We start from the raw sequence: 14,858 nt of genomic DNA, 5'->3' as shown, positions 1-14,858 counted from the left end.
CGGGGTGGCAAAACTTGCAGACGTGTTCAAGCATCGAGCCTGAGCGCCACTTGCCGGCGCTTGGGCAGCTTGCTGACCACCAGTTGATGGGAACGGGTCAGCAGCTCGCGTAGCTCTTCGCTGCTCATTGCGAACGGATAGGTCAGGGTGACCCAGTGCGCCCGCGCAAGGTACGGGGCAGGGCGCACGCCCGGACGGTCGATGTAGCCCAGGAACAGATCAGGCCCCACCTTGAATGACAGGTCATTGCCGGCAAGGCCCATTACCGCGAACATTTTAGTCTCGGCAATCGAGAACACCCGCACGCCACCCCATTTGTAATCTTCCCGCGCACCTGGCAGGCCCAGGCAAAACTCGGCGACGTCTTCGATGTTCATAGGGTTCCTGTTCGATCAGTGAATCTGTCCGGTGTCCGTTTTAACAGATTCAGTCTTGTAGCGCCTGTCACCCTTTACGCCAGGGTGTGATCGAGCGGATCGGTCGCGTCCATCATTTTTGCAGGATGCATTGCCATACCCGGTCAACGCCGTTGCAGGCAGGCGGGTCAGCATCTGGAGAAACGCAATGCCTTTGACACGACGCGACATTCTTTTCGGCGGCGCGGTGTTTTGTCTGCCGTGGACCGCTGGCGCCACGGTGGGGCCCGGCTTGAACCTCAGGCAACTTGCAGCTGCCATCGCCCCGGCAGAGGCGGCGCAGGTGTCGTTGCCGGACGCCGTGGTCGAGCAGATTCTGGAGCGCGGCGGCTGGTCGCCCCAGGCCGATGACAACATCAAGGGCGAGACGCTCAAGGCCGAGTTCGTCAAGAGCCTGATGCTCGACTACCGCGACCGGCCCACGGATCGCGCGGCTCAGTTGGGGCTGGGGCTGCTGGCCCTGACACTTGGCGTGGCGCAATGGGGCATCGAGGACCCCGCAGGCCTGCCCCAGGACCCGGCCCAGAGCGACTGGAGCGCCCAGACCAGCGCCAACGCCGGCAAGCATCTGATGAGCTACGGCGTGGGCGGCGTCGGCATCGCCCATCTGGATCAAGGCGACCTGATCGCCTTCATGGACTACGTGCTACAAAGCGGCGTGGTGCCCGCCGAGCATCGGTCGGCGTTCGCCCGGTTGACCAGTCCCGCGCTCTATCCGCCAACCCAGGGAGGTGTTTATGGTCAGTTGCGGGCGGCAGGCGTGTGCGCGCCGCTGGCCATCGACGTTGACCTGGAAGGCGCCGCGTTCAAGCATTTCAACAACCCGCACAATGTCGGGTACTGCAGAAAGTACAAGAACCCGGCGCTGACGTCACTGGACTGGCAGACCTTTCGTACCTGGGTCCGCGCCGCGCTGCGCACCAAGGAGGCGCAGATCTGGCTACTCGAGGCCTGGCTCACGAAATACTGGGACAAGAGTCTGGCCGTGGTGCCTCCCGGGGAGGGCGCGACCGAGGAACTGCTCATCAATGTGCGCATCCGCAATTCGCTGCCCGCCTGTGCCAACCGCGCTGTGGAGGCTGCTGCCGAAGGCGCGGAGGGGCGAGTGCGCCGTGAACTGGACGAATACGCTAAATGCGCGCCGAGCGCCTACGAACGCAGGCGCGAGTTGATGCTGCGCTCGGTGGTGCTGTATCGGCATTTCACCGGGGCCGCGCCGCTGGATTTCAGTTGATTCAGGCGCAGCCCATGGACTGGCCCGAGAACGCCGCCGTCACGTGGTCGATCCAGGCACGTACGGCGGGCAAGGACCCGCGCCGCTGGGTATAGGCGGCTTGCAGGTTGCCACCGGGCATTGACCAGTCGGGCAACAGACGCACCAGGCTGCCGTCGGCCAACTCTTCATGGCAGTTCATCATCGGCAGCATGGTGATACCCAGCCCCGCCAGGGCGGCCGCCTTGCGGATCGGGAAATCGTCGATGGCCAGGCGCGGCTCCAGCACCACCTCAAAGCGCCGACCGTCCTGATGCACCAGTTGATAATGCACCTTGCGGTCAGCGTCGATGGCGCCCAGCGCAGGCAGGCTGGCCAGATCCTGGGGCGTCTGGATGCTGTGGCTGGCGGCCAGGGCCGGGGAGGCCACCAGCACCGCTTCGGCTGGCGAGAGCTGGCGAACGATCAGGCTGGGGTCTTCGTCGCCGATGTCTCGTACGCGCAAGGCCACGTCGATGCTCTCGTTGACCAGATCGACGCGGCGGTTGACCAGCAACAACTCCAGTTGCACGTGCGGGTGGTGTTCGAGGAATGCCGTCACCACGTCGCTCAGGCCCCAATGGGTCATGCCCACCGGGCAAGACACCCGCAAGCGCCCGCGAGGCTCCGACGACAGGCTGGCCACGGCTTCGTCGGCCATCTGCGCCTCCAGCAACATGGCCTGGCAGTGCTGCAGATAGCGCTCGCCGATGGTCGTCAGGGCCAGTTTGCGCGTGGTGCGTTGCAGCAGGCTGGCGTTGAGTCGAGTTTCAAGCTCCGCGATACGCCGGGATAGCCGGGACTTGGGAATACCCAGCGCGCGGCCGGCGGCGGCAAACCCGCCACACTCGACCACCTGGACGAAATAGTAGAGATCGTTGAGATCTTGCATGGGTTAAATCTGATTGTCCTGTGAGTGGGACAAACTATCGCATTTTTGCCGACTAATCAGCTATTGGCTTGCGCGGTAGGATGATCACCATTCAGTCGCCCAGCGGCGATACTCACTCAGGAAGCCCGTTATGAAACTCTTGCACATCGATTCCAGCATCCTCGGCGATCATTCCGCTTCGCGCCAGCTGAGCCGTGGCGTTGTCGAGTCCTTCACCGCCGCCCATCCGGGCACCGAAGTGGTGTACCGCGATCTGGCGAACGACGCACTGAGCCATTTCTCCGGCGCCACCCTGGCCGCAGCAGGCACCCCGGCTGAAGGCCGCGACGCTGCTCAAGCCCGCGAAGTGGACACCAACGAAGCCGTGCTGCAGGAATTCCTGTCGGCTGACGTCGTGGTTCTCGGCGCACCGATGTACAACTTCAGCATCTCCAGCCAACTCAAGGCCTGGATCGACCGCATCGCCGTTGCCGGCCGCACCTTCCGCTACACCGAAGCCGGTCCTGAAGGCCTGTGCAAAGGCAAGAAAGTGATCGTGGTTTCCACCGCCGGCGGCCTGCACAGCGGTCAGCCAACCAGCGCCGGCCACGACGACCTGCTCAAGGTGCTGTTCGGTTTCATCGGCGTCACCGACCTGCAATTCGTCCACGCACAGGGCCTGGCCTATGGCGACGAGCCACGTGCCAACGCCATGAGCGCTGCGAAGAAACACATCGAGGAAACCCTGTTTGCCTGATGTCTGACCTCTTCAGGCGTTAAGCGGCGCATTGTGTAGCGATGCACCGAGGTAGCAGACAGTGTCACCGCAAGCCCCATCGTTCAACGGCGCCAAGCCAGCGGACGATGGGGCTTTTGTCGTTTATGGCGCCTTGTCACCACCCGTTCAGCCGGGCGACAGGCTTTGCGATTTCTTTGCGAGTAACGTGTAAGGGTTGCGGGTAGAATCGCCGCCCGGTTTGGTCGACGCAGTACGTGGAATGGCCAGTTTTTCGGTTTCTCCAGAGTTTGGCCCGTCTTGTGCACTATTGATCTGCAAGCCGCTTTGAAAGCGGTGTTGAATGTATTCGGCGCGCGCCGGTCATATGGCTACAGCCGCCGATTTACAAGGACATCAGACATCTCGGGTCTGGATTCCAGGGCATGGATCTACAAGGTGAGGGGCATTGCAATGATGCGTCTTTGTGCAGCGATGGTACTGGCCCTGTTCGGCAGCCTGATTTCGGTGCAGGCCAGCGAACTGGCGAACTGGAGCGTCGGCTTTCATGAGCTGACGTTCCTCGATCCTCTAGACTCCCGGCCCATGCACGCCTACGCGTTTTACCCGTCCACCGACCAGGACCAGATGACCCGCGTCCAGGGCTATCCCGTCGAGGCCACCCAGGACGCCACCATCGCCATGGGGCGCTTTCCGTTGCTGATGCTTTCCCACGGCAATGCCGGTACGCCCCTGGCCCAGCATGACCTGGCCACCTCGCTGGCGCGCCGTGGCTTTGTGGTGGTGGCGGTGTTTCACCCCGGTGACAACTATCTGGACCACAGCCGCCTGGGCAGCCTGAGCAACCTGTATGGCCGCCCGCAGCAGATTTCCGAAGCGATCAGCGCCGCCTTGCTGGACCCGATGCTCTCGCCCTATATCAGTGCCCGGCGAGTGGGGGTGATCGGTTACTCGGCAGGGGGCGAAACCGCGCTGATTCTCGCCGGCGCCCAACCTGACCTGCAGCGCTTGCGTCAGTACTGCATGGAGCGGCCTCAGGACCGCGATGCCTGCAAGACCCAGGGCGAACTGCTGGCTGACCGCGATGACCTGCACGCCCAGGCCGACCCCCGTGTTGGCGCCTTGATGCTGATGGCGCCACTGGGCTTGATGTTCGGTCGGCATACCTTGTCTGAGGTGCATGTGCCGGTGCTGCTCTACAGCGGCGATGGTGATGAATTGCTGGCCATCGACAAGAACGCCGAAGCCTTGGCGCGCAAGTTGCCCGAGGTGTCGGACTTCAAACTGTTTCCCGGGGCCGGACACTTCGTGTTCATGGCGCCTTGCGATGACCTGCAACGGGCGACCCAGCCTGGTTTGTGCACCGATCCGGTGGGAGTGGACCGCGAGGACATCCACCGTAACCTCAGCAGCGAGGCCGTGCGCTTCTTCGGCACCGCGCTGGGAACACCGATGAGTACGGCAGGCATGCAGACGGCGGTGCATCGGCAGTGATTGGCATGTTCTAAAGCTGAATGGGGACCTGTAGGAGTGAGCTTGCTCGCGATGTCGGAGCATCAGGCACACTGATTTCACAGGTCTACCGCTATCGCGAGCAAGCTCACTCCTACAGGTTTTGTGTCGCCTTCATCTCCGTGGGCTGTCGAATTACCTTTCCTCGCCGCTCGGCAATCTGCCGGGCCTGACCGTCTCGCTGCTTGCCGGTACGCGCTTCGCTGATCAGCGCCGGTATCAGTGGCCCCTCCGGCAAATTCTTCCAGAAACGCGCAGGCAGGTGCCCTTGCATCACCTTGGGGTTGAGCCGCGCCGGGTTGAAGATGTGGCTGTAGTAGGTCAGCCACAATTCGCCGTGGGGATCTTCGGCGTTGCGCGCCAGGGTCTTCCAGGCCTCGGGGCACTGGCGCTGATAGATCAGACGCTCGCCGTCGTAAAACACGCCATCCTTGGGCGTTGCGATCATCCAGCAATGCCTGCCCATGCGCCCGATGAAATGCTCGCTGGCAGTCAGCAGGATGTCATGGGCCGGTTCATGCCAGGCCACGAACTCCGGCAGCTTGTGGGTTTCCAGCAGCGCGGCTTTTACCGCCAGATCCTTGCCATGGGCTGCACCGGGCAGGGCAACGAAACGCAGGAATGCATGCAAGTGGTGCGCTTCACGACTGACCCGCTTGAGGCGCCGATGCAGCTCGCTGCCCAGCTTGTCCCCGGCCAGCATCGCGGTGCGGTCGCCATGGCTGACCCGCCACAGCACCTCGTACAACAGACTCCAGCGCTGTTCGCCGCAATATTGGCCGGCGTTCTGCAGCAGGTCGAGCAAGGCCATCGGCACCCGCGCCTGAAAAGGCCCAGGCGTGTCAGGGTACTGCTGGTCGGTGCTGAACAGGTCGGCGTCCTCGCGCAGGCTCCAACTGACCTGATCGGGATCGATCTGATGGCTCAACAGCCAGCGCGCCTGTTGGCGCCAGGTGTCGAACCGGTCGTCGCAGTCGAGGATGATCATGCCCACAACGCCATCTGTCGCGGCTGCGGACGGTCACGCAACTGCTCACGCAGCGAGACGCTGGAACTCTCGGCAGAACGTGGATGGTAGTCGCTGGTGATGATGAACGGCCTGGCCTTGGCCAGTACGCAGCGCAGGCGGGTGAGGTCTTCATAGCGAATTCGCCGTTCGCGGCGCAACTCGACCAAGCGCTTTGTGGTGCGGATGCCGATGCCAGGAATGCGCGCGATCATCGCAGGCTCGGCGCGGTTGAGGTCCAGCGGAAAGACGTCACGGTGTTCCAGCGCCCAGGCCAGTTTCGGGTCGATGTCCAGCGCCAGGTGGCCCGGCCCCGCCAGCAGTTCACCCGCGCTGTAGCCATAGCCGCGCAGCAGGAAGTCGGCCTGGTACAGGCGGTGCTCGCGCATCAGCGGCGGGGCGGCCAGCGGCACGCTTTTCGGGCTGTTGGGAATGGGGCTGAACGCCGAGTAATAGACGCGCTTGAGGCGATAGTCGCCGTACAGCGATTCGGCAGTGTGCAGCAAGGTGCTGTCGTCGGTGTCATCGGCGCCGACGATCATCTGCGTGCTTTGACCGGCCGGGGTGAAGCGCGGCGCCCTGGGTTCGTTGAGCACTGTCTGCTGGCCGGTGTAGATGGTGTTCATGGCCTGCTTGATCGAACCCATTTCCTTTTCCGGCGCCAGCGTCTGCAGGCCGGCCTGGGTCGGCAGTTCGATGTTCACGCTCAGGCGATCGGCGTAGCGTCCGGCTTCCTCGATCAGCGCGGGATCGGCTTCGGGGATGGTCTTGAGGTGGATATAACCGCGAAACTCGTGTTCCTCGCGCAGCAGCTTGGCAACGCGCACCAGTTGCTCCATGGTGTAGTCGGCCGAGCGGATGATGCCGGAGCTCAGGAACAACCCGCTGACGCAATTGCGCCGGTAGAAATCCAGGGTCAGGGTGACGACTTCCTCAGGGGTGAAGCGCGCCCGGGGCACGTCGCTGGAGCGGCGGTTGACGCAATACTGGCAGTCATACAGGCAGAAGTTGGTCAGCAGGATTTTCAGCAGCGAGACGCAGCGGCCATCAGGCGTATAGCTGTGGCAGATGCCCATGCCGGTGCTGTTGCCAAGCCCGGACTTGCCCTCGGAGCTGCGCTTGGGCGCGGCACTGCTGGCGCAGGAGGCGTCGTACTTGGCGGCGTCGGCCAGGATGCTCAGCTTGTCGATCAGCTGCATGGAAATACCCGATACTGTTTTTATATACAGTATCGGGTTGAAGGGCGACTAACAAGCGTCGAATGGATGGATTTTCAATAGAAATCTTGACACGTCCCCCGTAGCAGCACGGCTTGCCGGCGGGGCGGTGGGGCAGTGGATACATCTTTCCCAGATACACCGCTCCCGCCGGCAAGCCGTGCTGCTCCGGGGATAGGCGTCAGCTGATGCGCTGCACCAGCTCGCGCAACTCGCCGAAATTCTGCACCCGGTGAAAATTGGCGTGGTCGAAAAACTCGGAAAAGTCGGTGTCATGCCCATACCCGGCCACCTGCGCGCCTGCGCCCAGGCCGGCCTGAACGCCCGGCACGCTGTCTTCCACCAGCAGGCATTCCTCGGGCTTGAGCCCCAACAGATCCGCCGCATGCTCGATGAGCACCGGCGAAGGCTTCCAGGCCTGCACTTCGTAGGCACTGACGATCAAACCATGAAACACATCCAGCAGGCCCACGGTGCTCAGGCAGGTTTCGATCTTGCTGCGCGGCCCGTTGGAGGCCACGCATTTGGGCAGCGAGAGGCTGCGCACGAACTCCACCGCGCCGGGCATTTCTTCAAGGCGCTCCTGCAGCAGCGGCAGGGTGCGGGCGCGGAAACTGTTGACGATCTCGATGTTGGGCAGCCAGGGATAGTCGCGGCAAAGGCCTTCCATGCACAGGGCAAACTGCACGCCACGGAAGCGGCCCAGCACCTGCTCAAGACTCAGCGAAACCTCATGTTCCTGCAAAATGTCACGCAGAAGCCCGGCGGCCAGTCGTTCGCTGTCCACCAGGGTCCCGTCGCAATCAAAAATGACACCGGCAATGTTCAAGCAGGATTCCCCCGGGTTGTTCAATAAAGGCTACGAGCGCTAATGGCGCGGTTGGACCGGCATTATCCGGAAAAGTTGGCAGGCGGGGGTGAAGACTGACCTACGGTCACAGAAAGCAGCCGCAAGTTATAAGCTGCAAGCCGCAAGCCGATGGTGCGGGCCGGACAAAACGCGCCGGGCCCGCAAGTGATGAGCGTTTAAAGCTGAACGGGAGTGACTAGAGAGCCATCTTCGAAATACTGGCTGACGTTGGCGAACACCAGATCCGCCATGGCCTGGCGCGTCTCGAAAGTGCCGCTGCCGATGTGCGGGGTCAGGACCACGTTGTCGAGCTTCATCAGCTCGGCCGGCACATTGGGTTCGTCCTCGAAGACGTCCAGCCCGGCGCCGCCGATGTCGCCTTCCAGCAACGCGCCGACCAGCGCCTGTTCATCCACCACCGAGCCACGGGCGACGTTGATCAGGAAGGATCTGGAACCCAGGGCCTTGAGCACGTCACGGTTGATGAGGCGCTCAGTTTCCGGGCCGCCTGGCACGATCACCACCAGGTAGTCCGACGCCTTGGCCAGCTCCTGCAAGTCACCGTAATGGGTGTAGGACACATCGGCATAAGCCTGGCCACGACGGTAGTAGGCGATGTTCATGTCAAAGCCTGCGGCGCGTTTGGCGATGGTCTTGCCGATCTTGCCCAGGCCGACGATGCCGCAGGTCTTGCCGCACAGGTCGTTGCCCAGCGGGAATTTGCCGCCGATCCACTTGCCGGCCCGCACGAAGCGCTCGGCCTCGCTGATACGCCGGGACACACACAGCATCAGCGCCAGTGCGGTTTCGGCGACGGCATTGTTCAGCACGTCCGGGGTGTTGCTCAGCTTGATGCCGCGGCGGGCCAGGTAATCGGTGTCGTTGGCGTCATAACCGACGCCGAAGCTGTTGACCACTTCCAAATTGGGCAAACGCTCCAGCAGGGCGTTGTCGGTGCCAAAGACACCGCTGGTGACCACGCCACGCACCTTGGCGCCGTGTTCAGCGACCCAGGCGTCAAGGTCCTTGATCTCCCAGAGGTTGTGCACGTTGAAGTCGCGGTTCAGCCCTGCGGTCAGCGAGGCATGCATCGGGCCCCAGACCAGCACATCAGCTTTCTTGTCGCTCATTTTTTCCTCCTTGTGGCGTGGCTCGTGCGGCGCGAGCCACGCACCGATTGCACGGATGAAGACGGAATCAGCCGTTCTTGTTTAACACAGGTTGCGCCTCGGAACGCCCGGTCTTGAGCAGTTCGGCGATGGCCATGGTCAGCAGCGGGGCGAACAGGGCGAAATACGAACTGTCGATGCCGTACGGATTGCCGGCCAGGAACCAGCCGATGGTGGAGATGACCGACAGGATCACGCCCGCCAGTGCGCCTCGACCCGAGCCGAATTTCGGTGCGTAGAAACACATCAGCACGATTACCGCCAGGGTGGCGCGCAGGGCTTTGCCGAGGAAGGCGATCAGCAGGATCTTGTCGGCGAACAGCGCGAGGATCAGCGGCAGGAATCCGATCACCACGATGGCCAGACGGATGAACACCACCGATTTGCGATCGTTCTTCTCTTTGTTGAAGAAGGGGTCGTAGAAATCCTTCATCGCCAGGGTTGCCGAGGCGAGGGTGTTGGCCGAGATACCGCCGAACAATGCACCGGCCAGGCCGATCACCACAAGGCTTGCGGAGAAGGTCGGCATGTGGGCGATCAGGGCAGGGAAGGCGTCGATGGACTTGATGCCGGGGTACAGGTAGGCGCTCGCCATGCCGATCAGCGCGGCCATGATGCCGAACGGAATCATCAGCGACGATACGTAGAAGCACGCGCGCTTGGCGGTCTTGTGGTCCTTGGTGCTGACCAGGGCCTGAATCACGTATTGCGTGGCGAAGATCGAACCGATGCCGCCGATCATCCAGGCGAAAATCTGGCCCCAGCCCACACCGGTGAAATCGAACATGGCGGAAGGCAGCCTGGCCTGCATCGCACCGATACCGCCGGTGGCGTTCAGCGCGAAGGCGAGTGCCAGGACGATGCCGATGTACTTGATGACCGCGTGGGCGAAGTTGGTGTAGACCACCGAACGCATGCCGCCGACGCTGACATAGAACACCGTGATCACACCCACCAGCAGGATCGCCAGGGTCTTGTCGATGTTCAGCACCGCAGCCAGTACCGCGCCGCCGCTGGCATACAAGGCCACCGAAACGATGCTGAGGGCGCAGATGGTCAGCACCGAGGCTGCATAGCGCGTGCCCTGGCCGTAGTTCTGCGCAAGGATCCCGGAAATGGTGTTCAGGCCCGTCTCGCGGTACTTCTTGGCGAGCACCAGGGCCAGCAACAGGAAACCCATGGACAGGGCGACCAGGTTCCAGGCGGCGGAAATGCCGGCTTCGAAGCCTTTCTGCGCGGTGCCGATGCTCACCGAACTGCCGATGAATTCCGACAGCAACAGGGCGCCGATTAGGAAGGGCGGAAAGCTGCGGCCGCCTCCGGTGAAGCCGTCACTGCTCTTGGCGTGTTTGCGCACGCTGTAGCCGATGTAGGACATGACGATGAAGTAGCCGGCGGTCAGACAGAGGATGATTGTTATTCTTGGGTCCATGTTTCTCTCCGTACCCTCAAAGGGGTGCGTGGGGTGTCGGTGTTGCAAAGAGGTCGTGCGGCGGTGGGCTGTTGTCAGACGACATGCCCCATTCGCGCGCGTGCTATCGAAGCCTGGTCAGGGCAGTCGTGGGCTACGAATGGCTGTTGCAACAGGGTCGCGAGAAGGGCTTGCGGTGCAGGGAGGAGGGTTTGGAGGCGTAGTTGTGGCGTGTGAGTGTGTGTATTGTCATTTTTATTAGAGGCTCGTGATTAGCGTTGGATGGACAACTCAATACGAAGTCTTCGTTATACGTCATCGTACAACGCCAATCAATCTTCTTCTGTCCACTAACGCTTGCATCTGCAGGAGCATGCTTGCCCGCGGTGGCGTTGCATCTGCGCATGCTGTGTTGCCCCATGCATCGCCGTCGCGGGCAAGCGCGCTCCTACAACGTCCGCGCCTGTCGCCTGGCATCTGGCGAACCAAAATCCTGTAGGAGTGAGCTTGCTCGCGATCGCGGTGGGCCAAGCGACACGTTCGCAACAGGTATCCCCCCATCACTGTAGGAGCGCGCTTGCCCGCGACGGCGGCCTTCCAGACGATGATGTGCAGGCAGGCAGACCGTTATCGCGAGCAAGCTCACTCCTACAGAGGATCGCGGTTAATCAGTTGAATCGCCTTAGTCCGTCCCGCCGCCGTCGCGGGCAAGCGCGCTCCTACAACGTCCGCGCCTGCCGCCTGGCACTTGGCGAACAAAAATCCTGTAGGAGTGAGCTTGCTCGCGATCGCGGTGGGCCAGGCGACACGTTCGCAACAGGCATACCCCCATCACTGTAGAAGCGCGCTTGCCCGCGACGGCGGCCTTCCAGACGATGATGTGCAGGCAGGCAGACCGTTATCGCGAGCAAGCTCACTCCTACAGAGGATCGCGGTTAATCAGTTGAATCGCCTTCGTCCGTCCCGCCGCCGTCGCGGGCAAGCGCGCTCCTACAACGTCCGCACCCGCCGCCTGGCATCTGGCGAACCAAAATCCTGTAGGAGCGAGCTTGCTCGCGATCGCGGTGGGCCAGGCGACACGTTCTAAACAGGCATACCCCCATCACTGAAGGAGCGCGCATACAGGACCGCGGAAATCAGCGCTGCAGGAAATCCTGGGTCGACACCACCTCTGCATAGGCAAACCCCAACGCCGCCATATACGCGGCGTGGGCCTGGGCGGCGGGGATGAGGGTGCCATTGAATTCCAGGTCCTTGGTGGCGCAGGCGTCGTGCACGACTTTGACCTTGTATCCCAGGTCGGCTGCGGCGCGGGTGGTGGCGTCGATGCACATGTGGCTCATGGAACCGACCACCGTGACATCCTCGATGCCGTGCTGATCGAGCAATTGTTCAAGGCCGGTCTCCCTGAACGAATTGGGGAAGTGCTTGAGCATCACCGTTTCATCAGGCAGGTTCGCGACCTTCGAATGCAGGTTCGCCCCGGCAGAACCCGGGGTGAAGAAGGGCGCGTCATCGCTGGTGAACTCATGGCGGATATGCACCACCAGATCACCCGCCTCGCGGGTGGCCTTGAGCACCCTGGCGGCGTTGTCGGCGGCAGTGTCGGCACCGACCAGCGGCCATTTGCCGCCGGGAAAGTAGTCATTCTGGATATCCACCAGGATGAGTGCGGATCTAGGCATGTCGGGTTCCTTTTCAAATAGGCTCTATTGGACCTGCGCTATCAATCGGGCATAGGCTGCGCCGACATCCAGCGAGGAAATCTGAGAATGAGCGTAGAACGGTCCGCCAGAAATATCGGCCTGCTGGTCATTTTGGCGTTTCTGGCCGCTTGCGGCACCCAGCGCAACCAGACACCACCGCCCGCTCCGGACGTGGTCCGCAGCGAAATCGTGCGCCTGCTGCCTGCCAGTGTCGCGGACCGGCCAGGTTGGGCCACCGATATCTACACAGCCTTCGAAAGCCAGAAGCTCGACCCCACCGTCGAGAACCTTTGTTCGGTGCTGGCCGTGACCGAGCAGGAGTCTAATTTCAAGGTCGATCCCGCCGTGCCCGGCATGGGCAAGATCGCCCAGGATGAAATCGACCGCCGCGCCAGCAAGGCTCACATCCCCAATCTGCTGGTGCGCAGCGCGCTGGATATTCGCTCACCCACCGGCAAGACCTACAACGAGCGCCTGAGCGCGGCGCGCACCGAAAAGGACCTGAGCCAGATCTTCGATGATTTCATCGGCATAGTGCCGCTGGGGCGCACGTTGTTCGGCAACTTCAACCCGGTGCACACCGCAGGTCCCATGCAGGTCAGCATCGAGTTTGCCCAGCGTCAGGCCCAGGATTATCCCTACACCGTTGAGGCCTCCATCCGACATGAGGTGTTCACCCGACGGGGCGGCATGTATTTCGGGATAGCCCACCTGTTGGGCTATCCGGTCAGCTATGACAAACCCCTGTACCGCTTCGCCGACTTCAATGCCGGCTGGTACGCCAGCCGCAACGCCGCGTTCCAGAGTGCAGTGGCGCGGGTGTCCGGCAAGCGCCTGGCCCTGGATGGCGACCTGATCGCCTATGGCTTCGGGCCGTCGCTGGGCCAGACCGAACTGGCCGTGCGCAGCCTGCACACGCAATTGGGCATGCGCAACGCCACAATCCGCAGCGACCTCGAAAAGGGTGAGACCCTGGCCTTCGAGGACACCGACCTCTACAAGCAAATCTATGCCCTGGCCGACAAGGCTGCCGGCAAGCCGCTGCCCAGGGCGATTCTGCCGGGCATCGTGCTGGAGAGTCCTAAGATCACCCGCAAGCTCACCACTGCCTGGTTTGCCCAGCGCGTGGAGGAGCGCAGGGTGCGTTGCATGGCACGCGCGTCCGGAAAACTGAAATAAGCCCATCGGGTTCTGTGAGCCAGCGCACAGCGCAGTGACGCCGCCGGTTGCCCCCGCAAAGCCCGGCTACACTGAGTTTTCGGTCTCGGCGCGCAGGGAAAGCTGGCGCCTGCCTGAACCCACAAGGAGGTGATGCGATGTTGTTTACTCCGGAACTGCGCAGGACGCTGGAGAGTGCTTTCCTGCCCCTGGCATGCGAATGCACGGTCATGCCCGGCGGCGCCTTGATGGTGAAGATCTTTGACCCCGACACCGGCAGGGTGGCCATGCGGGTCGAGGAGCTGTCCATCGCCAACCTGACCACCATTCGTGCGGTCGCCGACCTCATCGCCGAGCTGCGTTATGACTTGCGCACCTGCGCCACACCCTTCGGTGCCGAACCCCTTTCCCTGAACGCTTTTGGCCGCGCCGGGTAAGCGCGGATTTCAAGGCATGCAGAAAATCGTTCAAATTCGTATCAGGTAATGGAACCTTTGGCGCTGGGTGATGTTACCTTGACACCAACCAGGCAGCGGCGTATTCCCTTCGCTTTATTCGCAGCACTAAAAATGCTTTGTCTTTAAGGAGTTAGCGCACGGTTTTGAAAAACCGATCCGCTGACGATGTTCTTCTCCTATGTTTGTTTGTCATCGGGCGCTGTGCCCGACAAGAAGTCGCGCCCATTCTCAGGAGCTACGCCATGGCAGCACTGCAACAAACCACCGTCGATTCCCTCAAACGTGCCGAAGCTCAGTTGTCTGCACGCTGGCTGGCCGATCTTGAAGCCAGCGGTGCCATGCGCAACCTCAAGGGTGATGACGTCAAGCAGCAAACCGGCGAGTTTCTCGATCTGCTGATGGTAGCGCTCGAACGCGGCGCGCCGCAGGGCATTACCGCTGCCGAATGGGACGAGACCCGACTGTTCCTGGAAAAGCTCTCCCATCAGCGCGCCCTCGCAGGCCAGGATTCGCAGCAGACCGCGCACTTCATCTTTGCCCTCAAAGGCCCGCTGTTCGCGGTGCTGCAAGAGGCCTTCGCCGGCCAGCCACAGGCGCTCGCCGAACAGACCTGGGAAATCTCCCAACTGCTGGACCTGCTGGCGATGCACACCATCCGCATCTACCAGAAATCCCGCGAGGGCGTGATCAAGCGCCAGCAGGAAGAACTGCTGGAACTGTCCACCCCGGTGGTCAAGCTGTGGGACGGCGTGCTGGCGCTGCCGATGATCGGCACCCTGGATTCGCAACGCACCCAGGTGGTGATGGAGTCGCTGTTGCAGCGCATCGTCGACACCGGTTCGGAAATCGCCATCATCGACATCACCGGCGTGCCCACCGTTGACACCCTGGTGGCCCAGCACCTGCTCAAGACCGTGACCGCCATTCGCCTGATGGGCGCCGATTGCATCATCAGCGGCGTGCGTCCGCAGATCGCCCAGACCATCGTGCACCTGGGGCTGGACCTGCAAGGCGTGGTCACCAAAGCCAACCTGGCCGACGCCCTGGCGCTTGCGTTGCGCCGCCTGGGCCTGACCGTCACCAAGGCGGTGTAGGT

The 14,858-nt window shown here is 62.3% G+C and carries 14 protein-coding genes; 6 read left to right on the top strand and 8 right to left on the bottom strand.

The features are described from left to right. Positions 1-26: 26 nt before the first annotated feature. Entirely contained in the window at positions 27-377 is a 351-nt protein-coding gene (locus NPS29_RS24780; RefSeq protein ID WP_274135829.1) for an MmcQ/YjbR family DNA-binding protein, read from the bottom strand. Positions 378-564: 187 nt separating this feature from the next. On the opposite strand from NPS29_RS24780, the gene NPS29_RS24775 reads away from it, so the two are divergent. Beyond that, positions 565-1,650: a hypothetical protein gene (locus tag NPS29_RS24775; protein ID WP_274135828.1), complete on the top strand. Its 1,086-nt coding sequence runs from the start codon at positions 565-567 to the stop codon at positions 1,648-1,650. 1 nt (position 1,651) lies between these two features. Here the strand turns inward: NPS29_RS24775 and NPS29_RS24770 are convergent, their stop codons facing one another. Next, complete coding sequence (locus NPS29_RS24770; RefSeq protein ID WP_274135827.1) at positions 1,652-2,560, bottom strand: LysR substrate-binding domain-containing protein; 909 nt, start codon at positions 2,558-2,560, stop codon at positions 1,652-1,654. 130 nt (positions 2,561-2,690) lie between these two features. Between NPS29_RS24770 and NPS29_RS24765 the strand changes: the two genes are divergently transcribed. Both NPS29_RS24765 and NPS29_RS24760 read left to right on the top strand, forming a co-directional pair. Beyond that, positions 2,691-3,296: an FMN-dependent NADH-azoreductase gene (locus tag NPS29_RS24765; protein ID WP_274135826.1), complete on the top strand. Its 606-nt coding sequence runs from the start codon at positions 2,691-2,693 to the stop codon at positions 3,294-3,296. A 432-nt stretch (positions 3,297-3,728) separates the two neighbouring features. After that, positions 3,729-4,769, top strand: a complete 1,041-nt coding sequence (locus tag NPS29_RS24760) for an alpha/beta hydrolase family protein (protein ID WP_274135824.1) — start codon at positions 3,729-3,731, stop codon at positions 4,767-4,769. A gap of 112 nt (positions 4,770-4,881) precedes the next feature. Here NPS29_RS24760 and NPS29_RS24755 read toward each other — a convergent pair whose 3' ends face one another. The 6 genes from NPS29_RS24755 to NPS29_RS24730 all read right to left on the bottom strand — a co-directional run bounded on the left by NPS29_RS24755 (position 4,882) and on the right by NPS29_RS24730 (position 12,125). After that, positions 4,882-5,775: a TIGR03915 family putative DNA repair protein gene (locus NPS29_RS24755; RefSeq protein WP_274135823.1), complete on the bottom strand. Its 894-nt coding sequence runs from the start codon at positions 5,773-5,775 to the stop codon at positions 4,882-4,884. Further along, on the bottom strand, positions 5,772-6,992 hold the full coding sequence (locus tag NPS29_RS24750; protein ID WP_274135822.1) for a putative DNA modification/repair radical SAM protein: 1,221 nt from the start codon (positions 6,990-6,992) through the stop codon (positions 5,772-5,774). The genes NPS29_RS24755 and NPS29_RS24750 overlap by 4 nt, the downstream gene beginning before the upstream one ends. A gap of 199 nt (positions 6,993-7,191) precedes the next feature. After that, positions 7,192-7,839, bottom strand: a complete 648-nt coding sequence (locus NPS29_RS24745) for an HAD family hydrolase (protein ID WP_274135820.1) — start codon at positions 7,837-7,839, stop codon at positions 7,192-7,194. A 197-nt stretch (positions 7,840-8,036) separates the two neighbouring features. Next, positions 8,037-8,990 carry a 2-hydroxyacid dehydrogenase gene (locus NPS29_RS24740; protein ID WP_274135818.1) on the bottom strand — a complete coding sequence of 318 codons (954 nt, stop codon included), beginning with the start codon at positions 8,988-8,990 and terminating at the stop codon, positions 8,037-8,039. A 67-nt stretch (positions 8,991-9,057) separates the two neighbouring features. Then, positions 9,058-10,461, bottom strand: coding sequence for a sodium:solute symporter family protein (locus NPS29_RS24735; protein WP_274135817.1), 1,404 nt, complete (start codon positions 10,459-10,461; stop codon positions 9,058-9,060). A 1,115-nt stretch (positions 10,462-11,576) separates the two neighbouring features. Continuing rightward, positions 11,577-12,125 carry a cysteine hydrolase family protein gene (locus NPS29_RS24730; RefSeq protein ID WP_274135815.1) on the bottom strand — a complete coding sequence of 183 codons (549 nt, stop codon included), beginning with the start codon at positions 12,123-12,125 and terminating at the stop codon, positions 11,577-11,579. A gap of 87 nt (positions 12,126-12,212) precedes the next feature. On the opposite strand from NPS29_RS24730, the gene NPS29_RS24725 reads away from it, so the two are divergent. From NPS29_RS24725 to NPS29_RS24715, 3 genes are all read left to right on the top strand, one after another. Then, complete coding sequence (locus tag NPS29_RS24725; protein ID WP_274135813.1) at positions 12,213-13,325, top strand: DUF1615 domain-containing protein; 1,113 nt, start codon at positions 12,213-12,215, stop codon at positions 13,323-13,325. 137 nt (positions 13,326-13,462) lie between these two features. Continuing rightward, positions 13,463-13,741, top strand: coding sequence for a DUF1652 domain-containing protein (locus tag NPS29_RS24720; protein WP_274135811.1), 279 nt, complete (start codon positions 13,463-13,465; stop codon positions 13,739-13,741). A gap of 263 nt (positions 13,742-14,004) precedes the next feature. Then, positions 14,005-14,856, top strand: coding sequence for an STAS domain-containing protein (locus NPS29_RS24715; protein WP_274135809.1), 852 nt, complete (start codon positions 14,005-14,007; stop codon positions 14,854-14,856). Positions 14,857-14,858: the final 2 nt, after the last annotated feature.

It is taken from the genome of Pseudomonas putida (assembly GCF_028682175.1).
GTDB classification, from domain to species: Bacteria; Pseudomonadota; Gammaproteobacteria; order Pseudomonadales; family Pseudomonadaceae; genus Aquipseudomonas; species Aquipseudomonas putida_AD.
The sequence above is the reverse complement of the archived record's forward strand: the minus strand, read 5'-3'. Positions and strand labels throughout refer to the sequence as shown.

Excerpts from the sequence above, each read along its gene's own strand:
- NPS29_RS24780 (WP_274135829.1), bottom strand. The coding sequence starts at position 377 with ATGAACATCGAAGACGTCGCCGAGTTTTGCCTGGGCCTGCCAGGTGCG.
- NPS29_RS24775 (WP_274135828.1), top strand. The coding sequence starts at position 565 with ATGCCTTTGACACGACGCGACATTCTTTTCGGCGGCGCGGTGTTTTGT.
- NPS29_RS24770 (WP_274135827.1), bottom strand. The coding sequence starts at position 2,560 with ATGCAAGATCTCAACGATCTCTACTATTTCGTCCAGGTGGTCGAGTGT.
- NPS29_RS24765 (WP_274135826.1), top strand. The coding sequence starts at position 2,691 with ATGAAACTCTTGCACATCGATTCCAGCATCCTCGGCGATCATTCCGCT.
- NPS29_RS24760 (WP_274135824.1), top strand. The coding sequence starts at position 3,729 with ATGATGCGTCTTTGTGCAGCGATGGTACTGGCCCTGTTCGGCAGCCTG.
- NPS29_RS24755 (WP_274135823.1), bottom strand. The coding sequence starts at position 5,775 with ATGATCATCCTCGACTGCGACGACCGGTTCGACACCTGGCGCCAACAG.
- NPS29_RS24750 (WP_274135822.1), bottom strand. The coding sequence starts at position 6,992 with ATGCAGCTGATCGACAAGCTGAGCATCCTGGCCGACGCCGCCAAGTAC.
- NPS29_RS24740 (WP_274135818.1), bottom strand. The coding sequence starts at position 8,990 with ATGAGCGACAAGAAAGCTGATGTGCTGGTCTGGGGCCCGATGCATGCC.
- NPS29_RS24735 (WP_274135817.1), bottom strand. The coding sequence starts at position 10,461 with ATGGACCCAAGAATAACAATCATCCTCTGTCTGACCGCCGGCTACTTC.
- NPS29_RS24730 (WP_274135815.1), bottom strand. The coding sequence starts at position 12,125 with ATGCCTAGATCCGCACTCATCCTGGTGGATATCCAGAATGACTACTTT.
- NPS29_RS24725 (WP_274135813.1), top strand. The coding sequence starts at position 12,213 with ATGAGCGTAGAACGGTCCGCCAGAAATATCGGCCTGCTGGTCATTTTG.
- NPS29_RS24720 (WP_274135811.1), top strand. The coding sequence starts at position 13,463 with ATGTTGTTTACTCCGGAACTGCGCAGGACGCTGGAGAGTGCTTTCCTG.
- NPS29_RS24715 (WP_274135809.1), top strand. The coding sequence starts at position 14,005 with ATGGCAGCACTGCAACAAACCACCGTCGATTCCCTCAAACGTGCCGAA.